Annotated in this window: 10 protein-coding genes; 7 read left to right on the top strand and 3 right to left on the bottom strand. The window is 74.0% G+C overall.

The genetic code is table 11. The features are described 5' to 3' along the window. Positions 1-27 precede the first annotated feature (27 nt). The 3 genes from glgX (at position 28) to MRBLMG1_RS10205 (ending at position 6,196) form a co-directional block, all read left to right on the top strand. Positions 28-2,232: a glycogen debranching protein GlgX gene (gene glgX, locus MRBLMG1_RS10215; protein ID WP_367822920.1), complete on the top strand. Its 2,205-nt coding sequence runs from the start codon at positions 28-30 to the stop codon at positions 2,230-2,232. A 326-nt stretch (positions 2,233-2,558) separates the two neighbouring features. Then, positions 2,559-4,358 (top strand): ABC transporter ATP-binding protein, encoded by a 1,800-nt coding sequence (locus MRBLMG1_RS10210; protein ID WP_367822918.1) that lies wholly within the window; start codon positions 2,559-2,561, stop codon positions 4,356-4,358. Next, the gene (locus tag MRBLMG1_RS10205) at positions 4,355-6,196 is read left to right on the top strand and encodes an ABC transporter ATP-binding protein (RefSeq protein ID WP_367822916.1); all 1,842 of its coding nucleotides are present in this window, start codon (positions 4,355-4,357) and stop codon (positions 6,194-6,196) included. Before MRBLMG1_RS10210 ends, MRBLMG1_RS10205 begins: the two co-directional genes overlap by 4 nt. A gap of 83 nt (positions 6,197-6,279) precedes the next feature. Here MRBLMG1_RS10205 and MRBLMG1_RS10200 read toward each other — a convergent pair whose 3' ends face one another. After that, positions 6,280-7,767 carry an MFS transporter gene (locus MRBLMG1_RS10200; protein ID WP_367822915.1) on the bottom strand — a complete coding sequence of 496 codons (1,488 nt, stop codon included), beginning with the start codon at positions 7,765-7,767 and terminating at the stop codon, positions 6,280-6,282. Positions 7,768-7,892: 125 nt separating this feature from the next. Here MRBLMG1_RS10200 and MRBLMG1_RS10195 point away from each other — a divergent pair, with 125 nt between their 5' ends. From MRBLMG1_RS10195 to MRBLMG1_RS10180, 4 genes are all read left to right on the top strand, one after another. Next, positions 7,893-8,789, top strand: coding sequence for a TetR/AcrR family transcriptional regulator C-terminal domain-containing protein (locus tag MRBLMG1_RS10195; RefSeq protein ID WP_367822913.1), 897 nt, complete (start codon positions 7,893-7,895; stop codon positions 8,787-8,789). A 204-nt stretch (positions 8,790-8,993) separates the two neighbouring features. Beyond that, complete coding sequence (locus MRBLMG1_RS10190; protein ID WP_367822911.1) at positions 8,994-11,027, top strand: M4 family metallopeptidase; 2,034 nt, start codon at positions 8,994-8,996, stop codon at positions 11,025-11,027. A 92-nt stretch (positions 11,028-11,119) separates the two neighbouring features. Further along, the gene (locus tag MRBLMG1_RS10185; RefSeq protein ID WP_367822910.1) at positions 11,120-11,785 is read left to right on the top strand and encodes a response regulator; all 666 of its coding nucleotides are present in this window, start codon (positions 11,120-11,122) and stop codon (positions 11,783-11,785) included. Beyond that, positions 11,772-13,283 (top strand): sensor histidine kinase, encoded by a 1,512-nt coding sequence (locus MRBLMG1_RS10180; RefSeq protein WP_367822909.1) that lies wholly within the window; start codon positions 11,772-11,774, stop codon positions 13,281-13,283. The genes MRBLMG1_RS10185 and MRBLMG1_RS10180 overlap by 14 nt, the downstream gene beginning before the upstream one ends. Before the next feature lie 136 nt (positions 13,284-13,419). Here MRBLMG1_RS10180 and glgP read toward each other — a convergent pair whose 3' ends face one another. Further along, positions 13,420-15,984 carry an alpha-glucan family phosphorylase gene (glgP, locus tag MRBLMG1_RS10175; RefSeq protein WP_367822907.1) on the bottom strand — a complete coding sequence of 855 codons (2,565 nt, stop codon included), beginning with the start codon at positions 15,982-15,984 and terminating at the stop codon, positions 13,420-13,422. Between the two features lie 113 nt (positions 15,985-16,097). Further along, positions 16,098-17,450, bottom strand: a complete 1,353-nt coding sequence (locus tag MRBLMG1_RS10170; RefSeq protein WP_367822905.1) for an FAD-dependent monooxygenase — start codon at positions 17,448-17,450, stop codon at positions 16,098-16,100. Between the last annotated feature and the right edge of the window lies 1 nt (position 17,451).

The following is a 17,451-nucleotide window of genomic DNA, read 5'->3' as shown; positions in this document are numbered from 1 at the left end:
CCCGACGAGCCGCGGGAGGCCGGGACGGTGGCGAGTGCAGCCGAGCAGCAGGCGGTATCCGAACATGCCCCGGAGCGGGCCGCGCCACCCGTATGGCCGGGTGCGCCGACGCCGCTCGGCGCCCGCTGCCGGGTCGGCCCCGGCGGGACGGCGGGCACCAACTTCGCCCTGTGGGCGGGCGGCGCGGAGGCCGTCGAACTGTGCCTCTTCGACGCGGACGGGACGGAGACGCGGCTGCCGCTGACGGAGCTGACCCATGAGATCTGGCACGGCTTCGTGCCGGGCGTCGGAGCGGGGCAGCGGTACGGCTACCGGGTGCACGGCCGCTGGGACCCGTGGACGGGCGCCCGCTGGAACCCGGCGAAGCTGCTCCTCGACCCGTACGCGCGGGCCGTCGACGGCGACTTCGGCTCGCTGCCCCCGGAGGCGTACGGGCACGTCAGGGACTGGCCGCAGCAGCACGTGGCCGACACCGTCCGCGACGAGCGGGACTCCGCGCCGCACGTGCCGAAGGGGGTCGTCGTCCACGACGACGACGACTGGTCGGACGACCGCAGGCCCAAGACGCCCTGGCAGGACTCCGTCATCTACGAGGTGCACGTCAAGGGCTTCACCAAGCTCCACCCGGGCATCCCCGAGCACCTGCGGGGCACGTACGCGGGGCTCGCGCACCCGGCGGCGATCGAGCACCTCACCGGGCTCGGGGTGACGGCGGTCGAACTCCTGCCGGTCCACCAGTTCGCGCACGAGGACCACCTGCTGCGGCGCGGCCTGCGCAACTACTGGGGCTACAACTCGCTCGGCTACTTCGCCCCGCACGCCGGCTACTCCTCGTCCGGGACGGCGGGGCAGCAGGTCGGCGAGTTCAAGCGGATGGTGCGGGCGCTGCACGCGGCCGGGATCGAGGTCATCCTCGACGTCGTCTACAACCACACCGCGGAGGCGGGCGAGCTCGGCCCCACCCTCTCCCTGAAGGGCATCGACAACCGCGGCTACTACCGGCTCCAGTCCGACGCCCGCCGGTACGCGGACTACACGGGCTGCGGCAACACCCTGCACGTCGTGCAGCCCCAGGTGCTGCGGCTCATCACCGACTCGCTGCGGTACTGGGTGACGGAGATGGGCGTCGACGGCTTCCGCTTCGACCTCGCCGCGGCCCTCGCCCGCTCGATGCACGACGTCGACATGCTGTCGCCGTTCCTCGCCGTGATCGCCCAGGACCCGGTGCTGCGCCGGGTCAAGCTCATCGCCGAACCGTGGGACGTCGGCAACGGCGGCTACCAGGTCGGCGCGTTCCCGCCGCTCTGGACCGAGTGGAACGACCGCTACCGGGACGCCGTACGGGACTTCTGGCGGGGCGCGCTGCCCGACGTGCGGGACCTCGGCTACCGGCTCTCCGGCTCCAGCGACCTGTACGCCTGGGGCGGGCGGCGGCCCTACGCCTCCGTCAACTTCGTCACCGCGCACGACGGCTTCACCCTCCGCGACCTCGTCACGTACGAGCGCAAGCACAACGAGGCCAACGGCGAGGGCAACCGGGACGGCACCCACGACAACCGCTCCTGGAACTGCGGCACCGAGGGCGAGACCGACGACCCCGCCATCGGCGCGCTGCGGCTGCGCCAGCAGCGCAACCTGCTCACCACCCTCCTGCTGTCCACCGGGGTGCCGATGCTCGTCGCCGGTGACGAGACGGGCCGCACCCAGGGCGGCAACAACAACGCGTACTGCCAGGACAACGAGATCGGCTGGCTCGACTGGTCCCTGCCGGACGACCCGGGCCGGGGCCAGCTCCTCGCCCTGACCCGCCGGCTCCTCGACCTGCGCCACCGCCACCCGGTGCTGCGCCGCAGGGCCTTCTTCTCGGGCCGCCCGCAGCGCGCGGACGGACTGCGGGACCTGGCCTGGTTCACCGCCGAGGGCACCGAGATGACCGAGCGGGACTGGTACGCGCCCACCGCCACCCTCGGCCTCTTCCTGTCGGGCCGCGACATCCCGGGCCGCGACGAGCGCGGCGAGCGGATCACCGACGACAGCTTCCTCGCCGTCCTCCACGCGGGCCCGCGCCCGCTCGAGTTCCGCCTCCCGGGACCGCCCTGGGCGGCGACGTACGAGCTCGTCGTGGACACCGCCCGTACGGACCAGTCCCGCGCCCCGGGCACCTTCCACGAGGGCGGGGGGACGATCACGGTCGGCGCCCGCTCGACGGTCCTGCTGCGGGTCGGGGCCTGACGGACACTCCCGGCCCGGCCACCACGGCGCGACGGCGGTGGCCGGGCGGAGCGAGGGCGCTCGTCGCCCGCGGACCGGGGCGCGGCCCGCGGAAGCACCCGTACGGCGGGCCGTCCTTCGAGCCCCCGTGCGACGGCCCGCGCGTCCGATCAGTGTCGGGGCGCGTCCTCACCCCTGTCTTTGGCCATCGGCGCACGGCTCGTTGACCCTGCGCGCACGCGCGGGTGCTCGGAGCGTCTCGCGAGCGGTGGGCTTCGCCCGGAGGGGTTGGTACGGCCGGAAAACCGGATGAGCCGTGTCAGTGGTGAACCGTAAGGTCGGACCTGATGCCCGAGAAACCTGTGAACCCAGCGAATCCCCCGCACTCCGCCGACCGTTCGGCGGTGCGCGTCCTGCTCCGGCTGTGGCCGTACGTACGCCCCGTGCGGGGGCGGTGGTTCACGGCGGCCGCCGTGGCGGTCGTCGCGTCGTGCCTGTCGCTCGTGATCCCGCTCGTGCTGAAGTGGATGGTGGACGGGCCGGTCGCGGACGGGGACCCGGGCGGGGTGTGGTGGGGGGCGCTCGGCCTGCTGCTCCTGGGCATCGCGGAGGCGGTGCTGTTCGGCTTCCGGCGGTGGCTGGTGGCACGGCCCCTGTCGGGCGTCGAGGCGGGGATGCGGGCCGATCTGTACCGGAAGCTCCAGCGGCTCCCGATCGCCTTCCACGACCGCTGGGCGTCGGGTCAGCTGCTCTCCCGCGGGACGACCGACCTGATGCTGGTGCGGATGTTCCTGGCGTTCCCGCTGACGTTCCTGCTGGTCAACGGCGTCACCATCCTCGCGGGTTATGTGCTCCTCCTCGCCCAGGACTGGTCGCTCGGCCTGGTGCTGCTCACGCCCGTGCTGCCGCTGGTGATCGTCTGCTCGCTGTTCGAGAGCCGCTACGGGGTGGTGGCGCGGCGGGCGCAGGACCAGGTCGGCGATCTGACGACGGTCGTGGAGGAGAGCGTCCTCGGCATCCGGATCGTCAAGGGCTTCGGCCGGCACCGCAGCCAGGCGGAGGCCTTCCGGGCGCTCTCGGTGCGGCTGCGCGGCACCGAGCTCGCCAAGGCGCGGCTGCTCGCGATGATCTGGGCGGTCATCACCGTCGTACCCGAGCTGGCCATCGGGGCGGCGCTCGTCCTCGGCACCGTGCAGGTCGCCGACGGCGACCTGTCGGCGGGCACGCTCGTCGCGTTCCTGTCGACGGCGCTCGCGCTGCGCTGGCCGGTGGAGTCGATCGGCTTCCTGCTGGCGATGAGCCAGGAGGCGGCGACCGCCACCGAGCGGTACTTCGAGGTGATGGACGCGGAGGAGGAGCCGGACACCGCCTCCGCGACGGCGTCCGCGGACGGCGGTCCGGGCGGTGTGCGGTTCGAGGGAGTGACGTTCCGCTACCCCGACGCGCCCGACGACACCCCGCCCGTCCTCGACGGCGTCGACCTCCACATCCGGCCCGGCGAGACCCTCGCCCTGGTCGGCGGCACCGGTTCCGGCAAGACGACGCTCACCGCGCTCGTCCCCCGCCTGCACGAGACGACCGGCGGCCGGATCCTGCTGGACGGCGAGGACATCGCCCTGATGGACCGCGCGCGACTGCGGTCCCTGGTGTCGATGGCCTTCGAGGAACCCACCCTCTTCTCGGCGAGCGTCGGCGACAACGTCCTGATGGGCGCCGACGAGACCGCCGGCGAGCCGGAGCTGAGGCGAGCCCTGGGCGTGGCGCAGGCGAACTCCTTCGTCGACCGGCTGCCCGAGGGCGTCGCCACCGAGGTCGGCGAGCAGGGCCTGAGCCTCTCGGGCGGCCAGCGGCAGCGGCTCGCCCTGGCGCGGGCGGTCGTCGGCCGTCCCCGGTTCCTGATCCTGGACGACCCGCTGTCGGCGCTCGACGTGCACACCGAGGCCCGGGTGGAGGCCGCCCTGCGGGAGGTCCTGCGGGAGACGACGGCCCTGGTCGTGGCGCACCGCCCGTCGACGGTCATGCTCGCCGACCGGGTCGCGCTGCTGTCCCGGGGCCGCATCGCGGCGGTCGGCACCCACCAGGAACTGCTGCGGAGCAGCGAGGAGTACGCCTGGCTGATGTCCGGCGAGACCCAGGAGAAGCGATGACGGACACCACCCTCGACAAGAAGCCCGCGCAGGGGTCGGCCCCGCCGTCCGACCCCTTCGACCAGGACGACCTGCCCGCCCCGAGCGGCGCGACGGGCGCGCTCCTGCGCTCCCTGCTCGTCGCCCACCGGGCGCGGGTCGCGGTCGCCGCGCTCGTCCTCCTGGTGAAGGAGGGCGCCGTCCAGGCGGGCCCGCTGCTCGTCGCGTACGCCATCGACCGCGGCGTCCCGGCCTTCCGGGCCGGCGACCACGGCCCCGTCGTCGCGGTGGCGCTCGGCTATCTGCTCTGCGCGGCCCTGTCCGGACTCCTCCAGTACGTCTTCGTCCGGGGCGCCGCCCGCATCAACCAGGACGTCCTGCTCGACCTGCGGGGCCGGATCTTCCGCCACGCGCAGGTGCTGAGCGTCGACTTCCACGAGCGCTACACCTCGGGGCGGCTGATCTCGCGCTCCACCACCGACGTCGAGTCCCTGCGCGAGCTCCTGTCCGAGGGGCTCCAGGAGCTCGTCGGCGTGGTCCTCTCCTTCGTCTCCATCTCCGTCGTCCTCCTCTGGCTCGACCTGGGCATCGGCGCGGTGGCCGTCCTCTCCTTCGCACCGCTGTACCTGCTGGTCGGCAGCTACCGCCGGCGGGTCGGCGAGGTCTACACCCGGCGCTCCACGGCCATCGCGGGCGTCATCGTGAAGTTCGCGGAGACGATGAACGGCATCCGCCCGGTCCGCGCGTTCCGCCGCGAGGCGGTCAACGACGCCGAGTTCGCCGTCCTCAACCACCGCCACGAGCTCAGCAACGGCGACGCCCTCCTGGAGATGGCCCGCTACGTCGTCGGCTCCCGCCTGGTCGCGAACACGGCGGTCGCCGGCATGTGCCTCTGGGGGGCGTACCGCGTCGCCGACGGCTCCCTCGCGCTGGGCGTCCTGGCGGCGGCCGTGCTCTACATGCGGCGCCTGTACGACCCCATCGACCGGCTCGGCATGTTCCTCAACTCCTACGAGTCGGCGGCCGCGTCCCTCGCCAAGATCGCCGGTCTCCTCGCCCAGGAGCCGGGCGTGCCCGAGACGACCGCCCCCCGCGCCCTCCCCGGGCGTACGGGGACGCCGGGCCGCCAGGTGGTGTTCGACGGGGTCCGTTTCGCCTACCGCACGGGCGGCGAGGTCCTCCCCCGCTTCGACCTGACGATCCCCGCGGGCCAGACGGTGGCCGTCGTCGGCGCCACCGGCGCCGGCAAGTCGACGCTCGCCAAGCTCCTCGCCCGCTTCTACGACCCCACCGAGGGCCGGGTCCTCCTGGACGGCGTCGACCTGCGCGACCTCACCACGCCGGACCTCCGGCGCGGAGTGGTCATGGTCACCCAGGAGGCCTTCCTCTTCTCGGGGACGGTCGCCGAGAACATCGCGATCGGCCGCCCGGACGCGAGCCGCGACGAGATCGAGGCGGCGGCCAAGGCCATCGGCGCCCACGACTTCATCGCCGCCCTCCCCGACGGCTACGACACGGACGTCCGCAAGCGCGGCGGGCGCATCTCGGCCGGCCAGCGCCAGCTGGTCGCCTTCGCCCGCGCCCTCCTCGCGGACCCGGCCGTCCTCATCCTCGACGAGGCCACCAGCTCCCTGGACGTACCGGGCGAGCGGGCCGTCCAGCAGGCGATGGACACCGTCCTGGCCGGCCGCACCGCCGTCGTCATCGCCCACCGGCTCTCCACCGTCGAGGTGGCCGACCGGGTCCTCGTCATGGACTCGGGCCGCATCGTCGAGGACGGCACCCCGCAGAGCCTGGTCACCGCCGACGGCCACTACGCCGGACTCCACCAGGCCTGGCGCGACAGCCTGGTGGGCTGACGGACGCGGCGGGCCGGCCGGGCGCCCGGTGAGTCGGGCCCGACAGCCTGGTGGGGGCGGCCCGGGTCGGCCCACCGCCCGCCTCACGTCCGCCGCCGGAGCACCCGGACCGCCGCCCCCGCCGCGATCAGCATCAGGAGGGCGGCTCCCGCGGCCGCGGCGCCCATGGAGTCGACGAACGCCGTGCGCGCCGTGTCGAGCAGGGCCGGCGAACCGTCCAGCGCGCCGCCGAGGGTCTCCCGGGCGGCGGCGGACGCGGACGTGGGCATGGCCGCCGTGTAGACGGCCGCGCCCAGGGAGCCGAGCAGCGCCATGCCGAGCGCGCCGCCGAGTTCCTGCCCCGCCTCCATGACGGCGGCGGCGGATCCCGCGCGCTCGGGCGGTGCGGCGCCGAGGGCGAGTTCGTTGGCGAGGGTCATGGCGGACACGAGCCCGGAGGCGTACACGGCGCTGCCGACGAGGACCACCCAGAACGGCGTGGCGCGGTCGACGGCGGCCAGCCACCCGAATCCGGCGGCGGAGACGAGGAGTCCGCCGCCCATCACGTATGCCCGGTCCATGCGTCCGGCGAGCACCGCGGCGACCGGCGCGGCGAGCATGACGCCGCCGGTGGGGACGAGGCTCCACAGGGCGGCTTCGAGGGGGCTCTGGCCGAGGACGGACTGGAGGTACTGGGTGAGGAAGACGGCGTAGCCGACGGTCGCGGCCATGGCGAGCAGGTTGACGAGGAGGGACCCGCCGTAGGCGGGGGTCCTGAGGAGCCCGAGGTCGACCATGGGGTGGGCGAGCCGCGACTGGCGGCGCACGAAGACGACGGCGAGGAGCAGCCCGACGGTCACGCCGAGCGCGGGCACGGGTGCCCAGCCGTCCTTGGCGAGCTCCTTGACGCCGTAGATCAGCGGCAGCAGGGCGACGAGGGACAGCCCGGCGCTGACGACGTCGAACCGCCCGCCGCCCGCGGCCGACTTGGACTCGGACAGCAGCAGGGGCGCGAGAACGAGCAGCAGCAGCATCGCGGGCAGGTTGATCAGGAACACCGAGCCCCACCAGAAGTGTTCGAGGAGCGCGCCGCTGACGACCGGCCCGAGGGAGATGCCGCTCGCCATGACGGTGGTCCACAGGGTGACGGCCTTGGCGCGCTGGGCCGCGTCCCGGAAGAGGGTGCGGATCAGGGCGAGGGTGGACGGCATGAGGCAGGCGCCGGCGACGCCGAGGAGCGCGCGGGCGGCGATGAGGGCGCCGGGGCTGTGGGCGTAGGCGGCGGCGCCCGAGGCGACGCCGAAGAGGGCGGCGCCGCCGAGGAGGAGCCTGCGGCGTCCGACGCGGTCGCCGAGGGCTCCCATGGTGACGAGGAGTCCGGCGAGCACGAAGCCGTACATGTCGAGGATCCACAGCTGCTGGGTCGCCCCGGGGCGGAGGTCGGAGGCGATGGCGGGGATCGCGAAGTAGAGGACGGAGACGTCCATGGAGACGAGGAGCAGCGGCAGCATGAGCACGCCGAGTGCGGTCCATTCACGCCGGCCGGCACGGTCGGGTCCTGTGGTGGGTCCGGGGCTCGCGGTGAGTGTCATACGGGGAAGGAAGCAGCCGGGCGTGTACGGCGCCACTCCCGCCCTAGTGCACCTCGGATACCGCCCGGGAAGCCGCAGGTCGAACCCGCGTACACCGTCCCGACCGCACTAGTACACTCCCCGCCGTGCCGACCTCTCCGCCCTACCTCGCCATCGCCGCCGAGCTCCGCCGCCGCATCCGCACCGGCGAGTTGCTCCCCGGTGCGCTGGTGCCGTCGACGCGGGCCATCACCCGCGAGTGGGGCGTGGCGATGGCCACGGCGACGAAGGCGCTGGGGGTGCTGCGCCAGGAGGGTCTCGTACGGGCGGAGCCGGGCGTGGGCACGGTGGTCGTCGCCCTCGCGGATCCGGACGCGGCGCCCCTCTCGCGGGAGCGGCTCGTCGCCGCCGCGCTCGAACTCGCCGACGCCGAGGGCCTGAACGCGCTGACGATGCGGCGGGTGGCGACGGTCCTCGGGGTGTCGACGATGACGCTGTACCGCCATGTGCCGGGCAAGGCCGAGCTGGTGCGGCTGATGGCGGACGCGGCGTGCGGGGAGGTGCCGCTGGGGCCGGTGCCGGAGGACTGGCGGATCGGGCTGGAGGCGGGGGCGCGCTGGCTGCGGGCGGTGTACACCCGGCACCGGTGGATGGCGCACGCGATGGCCTCGTTCACGCGGCCGGTCGCGACGGCGAACGCGATGGCGTACACGGAGTGGGTGCTGCGGGCGCTGCGGGGCACTCCGCTGTCGCCGTCGGACAAGCTCCACGCCCATCTGCTGATCTTCGCCTACGTCCAGGGCCTGTCGATGGCGGACGATCTGGAGGAGCAGGCGCGCCAGGACACGGGGATCTCCGACGGCGAGTGGATGGAACAGAATGAGCCACGGTTCGACGCGATCCAGGCGGGCGGCTCGTACCCGGAGCTGACGGCGGTGACCAGCGCCGGAGGTTTCGGTCTGGACCTGGATTCGCTCTTCGAATTCGGGTTGCGCCGAACGTTGGACGGCATCGGGGCCATGATCGGCGAAACGTCCGGTTAACGAACACCGACGTACGGGCAGCGGACGATTTCAGGCCAACTTGTCGATGCACTCCTGACAGGTCCCCGTCATTCCTGTCACTCTCTCCCCGGCTCTTCGCATCAATGTTCAGCGCTTCACCCGTACGTGCTCCACAGCTCTCCTTGCTCCGCCCGGACGGGCTCACCCAAGTCCGCCGGTACCCCCCTCGCATAAGGAGTCTGCGTGAGATCCACGCCCAGCCGTCGCGCCACCGCGACCGGCGCTCTGATCGCTGCCGCGGCCATGATCGCCGTCGGCGTCCAGACGGGTTCCGCCACCGCGGCGAACACCCCCTGGAGCATCGCCCCCCAGGCCCAGCAGGGCACCTCGGCGAACCCCGGCAAGCTCCCGGCCGACCTCACTCCCGCCGAGCGCATCGCGCTCATCAAGGCGGCCGACGCCGACAAGGCCGCCACGGCCAAGTCCCTCGGCCTCGGCGCCCAGGAGAAGCTGGTCGTCCGCGACGTCGTGCAGGACCGCGACGGCACGACCCACACGCGCTACGAGCGCACCTTCGCCGGACTGCCCGTCCTGGGCGGCGACCTGATCGTCGAGGAGTCGAAGGCCGGCGCGCGCCAGAGCGTCTCCAAGGCCTCCCGCGCGGAGCTGAAGAACGTCGACACCACCGCGACCGTCACCCCGGCCGCCGCGTCGAAGCAGGCCCTGGGCGCCGCGAAGGCGGAGGGCTCCGACAAGGCCGAGACCAACCGCGCCCCGCGCAAGGTCGTCTGGATGGCCAAGGGCGCGCCCGTCCTCGCGTACGAGACCGTCGTCGGCGGCCTCCAGCACGACGGCACCCCGAACGAGCTGCACGTCGTCACCGACGCCAAGACCGGCCAGAAGCTCTACGAGTGGCAGGCCATCGAGACCGGCACCGGCAACACGATGTACAGCGGCCAGGTGACGCTCGGCACCGCGCCCTCGTACACGCTGACCGACACCGGCCGCGGCAACCACAAGACGTACAACCTCAACGGCGGTACGTCGGGCACCGGGACGCTGTTCAGCAACACCACCGACGTGTGGGGCAACGGCAGCCCGTCCAACAAGGAGACGGCCGGCGCCGACGCGCACTACGGTGCCGCGCTCACCTGGGACTACTACAAGAACGTGCACGGCCGCACCGGCATCCGCGGTGACGGCGTCGGCGCGTACTCCCGGGTCCACTACGGCAACGCGTACGTCAACGCGTTCTGGTCGGACTCCTGCTTCTGCATGACGTACGGCGACGGCTCCGGCAACACCAAGCCGCTGACGTCCATCGACGTGGCCGCGCACGAGATGACGCACGGCGTCACCTCCAACACGGCCGGCCTCCAGTACAGCGGCGAGTCCGGCGGCCTCAACGAGGCCACCTCGGACATCTTCGCGGCGGCCGTCGAGTTCTACGCCAACAACCCGTCCGACCCGGGCGACTACCTCGTCGGCGAGAAGATCGACATCCGCGGCAACGGCACCCCGCTGCGCTACATGGACAAGCCGAGCAAGGACGGCTCGTCCAAGGACGCCTGGTACTCGGGCCTCGGCGGCATCGACGTCCACTACTCCTCGGGCCCGGCGAACCACTTCTTCTACCTGCTCTCCGAGGGCAGCGGCGTCAAGACCGTCAACGGCGTCACCTACGACTCGCCGACCTCCGACGGCCTGCCCGTCACCGGCATCGGCCGCGCCAAGGCCGAGCTGATCTGGTTCAAGGCGCTCACCACCAAGTGGAACACCACCACTGACTACGCCGGTGCCCGCACCGGCACGGTCGACGTCGCCAAGGCCCTCTACGGCGCCACCAGCCCCGAGGTCGCGGCCGTCGAGGACGCCTGGGCCGCCATCAACGTGGGTCCGCGCTCCGGCGGCGGCACCCCGCCCACCGGCAAGGTCTTCGAGAACTCGGCCGACGTCGCCATCCCGGACTCCCCCGGCGCCGCGGTCACCTCGACGGTCAACGTCACCGGCGTCACCGGCAACGCCCCGAGCAACCTCGCCGTCGGCGTGGACATCATCCACACCTACCGCGGTGACCTCGTCGTCGACCTCATCGCCCCCGACGGCTCGGTCTACAGCCTCTCCAACCGCTCCGGCGGCAGCGCCGACAACATCCAGCAGACGTTCACCGTGAACGCCTCCACCGAGGTCGCCAACGGCGCCTGGAAGCTCCGCGTCCAGGACAAGGCCGCCATCGACACCGGCTACATCAACAACTTCAAGCTGACCTTCCCGTAAACGGGACGGCCCGCAAGGCCTGAAGTGACCCGGCGGACGCCCGGAGGGAACCCTCCCTCCGGGCGTCCGCGCGTCTGCATACCCTGGACCGCATGATCAGGGTGCTGCTGGCCGACGACGAGACGATGATCAGGGCCGGGGTGCGGGCCATCCTGGCCGCCGACGCCGGGATCGAGGTGGTCGCGGAGGCCGGGGACGGCCGTGAGGCCGTCGAACTCGCCCGGGAGCACCGGCCGGACGTGGTCCTGCTCGACATCCGGATGCCCCGGCTCGACGGGCTCGGCGCGGCGGAGGAGTTGCGTGCGGTGGTGCCCGGGGCGGCGGTGGTGATGCTGACGACGTTCTCGGAGGACGCGTACATCGCGCGGGCGCTCGGGAGCGGGGTGAGTGGGTTCCTGCTGAAGTCGGGGGATCCGCGGGAACTGATCGCGGGGGTGCGGGCGGTGGCCGGGGGTGGTGCTGCGCTGTCGCCCGGGGTGGCGCGGCGGGTGATCGACACGCTCGGCGGCGAGCGGTTCACGCGGGCCGCCGAGGCGCGGGCGCGGCTCGAACCGCTGACCGGGCGGGAGCGGGAGGTCGTCGCCCTGCTCGGGGCAGGGCTCTCCAACCAGGAGATCGCCGACCGGATGTACGTCGTCGAGGGCACCGTGAAGGCCCATGTGAGCGCGGTCCTGGGCCGGCTCGGGCTGCGCAACCGCGTCCAGCTCGCCGTGCTCGCGTACGAGGCGGGGGTGGTTCCGGGGGATGCCGGTGCGTGAGCGTCTCTTCGACCTGGGGCTCTGGGCGCTGCTCTGCGTGCCCGTCCTGCTGAAGTCCGACCCGAACGACGGCGGGAGCTGGGGTCTGGTCGCCGTCGGCGTCGCCGTCCTGGCCGGCTGCGTCGCAGTGAGCCGGAAGTGGCCGCTGGTGCCGCTCGCGGTCACGGTCGCGGCGAGCCTGCCCGCGTCCCTGGAGCTGTTCACCCCCTCGTACAGCCTGGCCCTGATCGCCTTCGGCTTCCTGGCCGGACGGCGGCAGGAGCACACCGCGGCGGCGCTGTGGCTGTTCGGGGCGGTGGCGGCGGTGGGACTGCTCCTGACGAGGCTCACCCACACGTCGCTGGGCCAGTGGTTCACGCTGCTGCTCGCACTGGCGCTCGCCGTCGTCGCGCCCTGGCTGATCGGCCGTTACGTACGCCAGTACGACCGGCTGGTGCGCAGCGGCTGGGAGCTGGCGGACCGGATGGAACGCGAACAGGCCGCCGTCGCCGACCGGGAGCGGCTGCGGGAACGGTCCCGGATCGCGGGCGACATGCACGACTCCCTCGGCCACGACCTGGCCCTCATCGCGGTCCGCGCCGGCGCCCTGGAGGTCGATTCGGAGCTCGGACCCGCCCAGCAGCACGCCGCCGGCGAGCTGCGCCGCGCGGCGGCGGACGCGACCGCACGGCTGCGGGACATCATCGGCGTCCTCCGCGAGGACGGCGCCGCCGCCCCGACCAGCCCGCCGGGCGAGACCGTCGAGGACCTCGTCGCCCGCGCCCGCTCCTCCGGCCTCGCGGTCGCCCTCACGACGACACCGGTCCCCGCCCTCCCGGGCATGCCCGGCCTCGCGCTCCACCGCGTGGTCCAGGAGGGCCTCACCAACGCGGCCAAGCACGCGCCCGGCGCCGCCGTCACGGTCACCGTCGCCGAGGACACCAGGACCGTCCGGGTCCGGGTGGCCAGCGGGCCGCCCGGCGGGAGCGGGCCGGCCCTGCCCGCCTCCGGCGGGACCGGGCTCGTCGGGCTCGACGAGCGGGTGCGGCTCGCCGGCGGGACGCTGGCCCACCGGGTCGGCGGGAACGGCGGGTTCACCCTGGAGGCCGTACTGCCGCGGAACCCGCCGCCGGCGACGGCGCCCGTCGCGCACACCTCGGCGCGGGAGCTCGACCGGGCCCGCCGGCAGGTGCGCAAGGGCCTGGCGCAGGCGATCTGGATCCCGCTCGCGCTGCTCGTGGCGCTGGGGGCGCTGATGGCGGGGGTCGCGCTGTGGACCCAGCACCAGTCGTACCTGGAGCCGGAGGACTACGCCGGGATGCGGGTCGGGCAGTCCCTCGCGGAGCTCGCGGAGGACCTGCCCGACCGGCCGCTCGACGGCCCTCCGGCACGGGCGCCCGCCGAGCCTCCGGGCAGGGACGAATGCCGGTACTACCGGTCCGCGATGCTCGCCGCGATCCCGGTGTACCGGCTGTGCTTCGTCGACGGGCACCTCGCCGACAAGGCCGAGGTGCCGTAAGCCGAGCGGCCGGCAGGTCGGGGGGCCGGGCGGGCCGCCGGCCGGTCGGCGGGCCAGCCGGCCGGAGGGCCAGCCGGCCGGGCCGCCGACCGAACGGCCAGGCCGCCGGTCAGGCCGCCGGACACCCCCGGTCGCGCTACCTGAGGAGCACGCCCGCGCCCGCGCCCTTCGTCTCCTCCGGGAGGGCGACGAGGCCGGGTTCGGCGGGGTGGGCGAGGAGCGGGTGGGCGGGGAGGACGCGGACCGTACAGCCGAAGGAACCGGTGCGGTCGAGTTCCAGCGTGCCCGCGTAGGGCAGTCGGCCCTCCAGGTCGGGGCCGCCCGCGGGCTTGAGGGTGACCGTACGGGTGGCGGCGAGGGTGTCGTCGGCGTCGACCCGGCCGGTGACGGCCTGGACCTCGACGTCGTCGGGGCCGAGCGCGCCGAGGGCCACCCGGACCCGGACGACGGGCGTGGCGCCGAGCTCCGCGTCCGCGAGGTCGTCGGCGAGGCCGTCGCCGACTTCGACGTGGTCGACGGTCACCCGCGGCCAGGCCTCCCGGACGCGGGCCTTCCAGGCGGCGAGGTCCCGCGCCCGGTCCGGGGTGAGGGCGCGGCGGGCGGCGGCGGCGGGGACGTAGAGCCGCTCGACGTACTCGCGGACCATCCGGTCGGCGAGGACCTTCGGGCCGAGGTCGGCGAGCGTCCGCCGGACCATGGCCGTCCAGGCGGTCGGCACGCCGTCGGCGCCCCGGTCGTAGAAGCGGGGCGCGACCCGGCGCTCGATGAGCTCGTAGAGCGCGGCGGCCTCCAGGTCGTCGCGGCGGTCCTCGTCGGCGGCGGCGGCGCCGTCCGCGGTGGGGATCGCCCAGCCGAAGTCGGGCTCGAACCACTCGTCCCACCAGCCGTCGAGGACGGACAGGTTGAGGCAGCCGTTCAGGGCGGCCTTCATGCCGCTGGTGCCGCAGGCCTCAAGGGGGCGGAGGGGGTTGTTGAGCCAGACGTCGCAGCCCGGGTAGAGGCCGCGGGCCATCTCCATGCCGTAGTCGGGCAGGAAGACGATCCGGTGCCGCACCCGGGGGTCGTCGGCGAACCGGACGAGTTCCTGGACGAGCCGCTTCCCGCCGTCGTCGGCGGGGTGCGCCTTGCCGGCCACGACGAGCTGCACGGGCCGTTCGGGATGCAGCAGCAGCGCCCGGAGCCGGTCCTTGTCCCGCAGCATGAGGGTGAGCCGCTTGTACGAGGGGACGCGGCGGGCGAAGCCGATGGTGAGGACGTCGGGGTCGAGGACGGAGTCGGTCCAGCCGAGTTCGGCGGCGGCGGCGCCGCGCTGCAGCCAGGAGGCCCGCAGCCGCTCCCGTACGTCGGTCACGAGCCGTTCCCGCAGGGTGCGGCGCAGCTCCCAGAGGTCCCGGTCGGCGGGGTCGGGGCCGAGTCCGCCGACCTCGGGGGCGACCCAGGTGGGGGCGTGGACGCCGTTGGTGATCGAGCCGATCGGCACCTCGTCGGTGTCGAAGCCCGGCCAGAGCCCGGCGAACATGTCCCGGCTGACGGCCCCGTGCAGGGTGGAGACGCCGTTGGCGCGCTGGGCGAGCCGCAGGCCCATCGCGGCCATGTTGAAGACGCCGGGCTCGCCGCCGAGCGGCGTCTCGTCGCCGAGGGCGAGGACGCGTCCGGTGTCGACGCCGGGGAGCGCGCCGTCCTCGCCGAGGTGGCGGGCGATCAGGCTCCGGTCGAAGCGGTCGATGCCGGCCGGGACGGGCGTGTGGGTGGTGAAGACGGTCCCGGCCCTGACCGTCTCCAGGGCGCTGTCGAAGTCCAGTCCCTCGCCCTGGAGTTCGCGGATGCGTTCGAGGCCGAGGAAGCCGGCGTGGCCTTCGTTGCTGTGGAAGACCTCGGGGGCGGGGGTGCCGGTGAGCCGGGTGTACGTGCGGACGGCGCGGACGCCGCCGATGCCGAGCAGCATCTCCTGGAGGAGCCGGTGCTCGCTGCCGCCGCCGTACAGCCGGTCGGTGACGCTCCGTTCGCCGGGGGCGTTCTCCTCGACGTCGGAGTCGAGCATCAGCAGCGGGACGCGGCCGACCCGCGCGATCCACAGGTGGGCGTGCAGGTTGCGGCCGCCGGGCAGTGCCAGGGTGATCCGGGCGGGTTCGCCGTCGGCCTCCCTGAGCAGTTGCACCGGCAGTTCGCCGGGGTCGAGGACCGGGTACTGCTCCTGCTGCCAGCCGTCGCGGTCGAGGGACTGGCGGAAGTAGCCGTGCCGGTAGAGCAGGCCGACGCCGATCAGCGGGACGCCGAGGTCGCTCGCCGCCTTGAGATGGTCGCCGGCGAGGATGCCGAGGCCGCCGGAGTACTGGGGCAGGGCGGCGGCGACGCCGAACTCGGGCGAGAAGTAGGCGACGGCGGCCGGCGCGGGACCTGACCGGCCCTGGTACCAGCGGGGCGCGTGCAGATAGCCGTCGAGGTCCTCGGCCGCGGCGCGCAGCCGGTCCAGGAACTCCCGGTCGGCGGCGAGCGCGGCGAGCCGGGGGGCTTCGAGGGCGCCGAGGATCCGGACGGGGTCGATGCCGGTCCGCGTCGCCGCGGGGCCGGGTTCGAGGGACGCGAAGAGCGCCCGGGTGGGCTCGTGCCAGGACCAGCGCAGGTTGTGCGCGAGGTCGGCGAGGGGTCGAAGGGTGTCGGGGAGGACGGGACGCACGGTGAATCGACGGATTGCCTTCACGTTGTCCACCTTCGCAGGCGAGTACGGAGCGGTGCGGTCGCACCACGCTGTGCGACCGGCGTGCCGCCCCGACGTTAGGCGCACCGCGACCGGCGGCGCCACGGCGCACGGGGTCACACGGCGGGCACGGCCACCTCGTACGGGGAGCCCTGGTTCACGGTCGCCGGGTCGAAGCCGCCGGTGGCCGCGTACCGGCCTGCGACGGCGGCGAGTTCCTCGGCGGAGATGACGTCGTGGATGTCGGTGAAGCCGTGCGGGGCGCGCGCGTGGGCGAGGTCGATGACGACCTCGGGGCCGAGCTCCCGGTTGGCCCGCTGGAGCGCGGTGGTGACGGGCCGGCGTTCGCGCTCGTAGGCGGCGAGGCCCTCGGCGGGGTCGGCGTGTCGGGCCAGGGCGTGGGCGAGGGCCCGGGCGTCGACGATCGACTGGGTCGCCCCGTTGGACCCGATCGGGTACATGGCGTGGGCGGCGTCGCCGATGAGGGTGGTGCGGCCGTGGGTCCAGCGGTCGAGGGGCGCGCGGTCGACCATCGGGTACTCGTGCGCGGAGTCGGCGGCGCGCAGGATGTCGGGGACGTTGACGCCGTCGAACTCCCAGTCCTCGTAGAAGGGGAGGAACGTCTCCACCGGGACGGGCCGGTTCCAGTCGCCCCGCAGCCGCTCCGCCGCCGACGCGCAGCTGGCGTCGGCCGGGCGGGCCAGTGCCCAGTTCACGAGGACCTCCCGGCGTCGTCCCGTCGGCCGGCCCAACGGGTAGACCACGGCCTTCTGCCGGTCGTCGCCGGCGATCAGCATGAACGGGCCGACCGCCCGCGCCGGCATCCGGGACACCCCGCGCCACACGAGCATCCCGTTCCACTGCGGCCCGCCCTCGCCCGGGTGCAGTGCGGCGCGGACCGCCGACCGGATGCCGTCCGCGCCGACCAGCACGTCCGGTTCGAGCGAGGCCCGGCCGCACACGGCGCCCTCGCGGTGTTCGAGGAGCAGCCGTGTCCGGCCGTGCGGCAGCGGCTCCACGCCGCGCACCCGGACCCCGGTGACCAGCGCGCCCGGCCCGAGCCTGGCCCGTACCGCGCCGGCGAGCACCTGCTGGAGGTGGCCGCGGTGGACCGAGAGCTGCGGCCAGCGGTAGCCCGCGCCGAGACCGCGCGGCTCGCGCGATATGAGGCCGCCGGACCGGTGGTAGTAGCGCAGTTCGCGGGTGCGCAGGGCGCCCGCCTCCACTGCGTCGAGCAGGCCGAGGGCGTCGAGTTCGCGGACCGCGTTCGGCATCAGGTTGAGCCCGGCGCCCAGCGGGCGGACCGCGAGCGCCGCCTCGACGACCGTCACCCGCTCGAACCCCGCGGCGTGCAGCGCGAGCGCGGCGGTAAGCCCGGCGACACCCCCGCCGGCGATCACGACGTGCGGACTCTGCCCGTACGGGTACGCGTACGGGTGCGGGGCGGGGGACGGGACGGGGGACGGCATC

Origin of the sequence: Streptomyces sp. LMG1-1-1.1, from assembly GCF_040815545.1 — a bacterium.
Taxonomy (GTDB): domain Bacteria; phylum Actinomycetota; class Actinomycetes; order Streptomycetales; family Streptomycetaceae; genus Streptomyces.
This window is presented reverse-complemented; position numbering and strand designations above follow the sequence as displayed.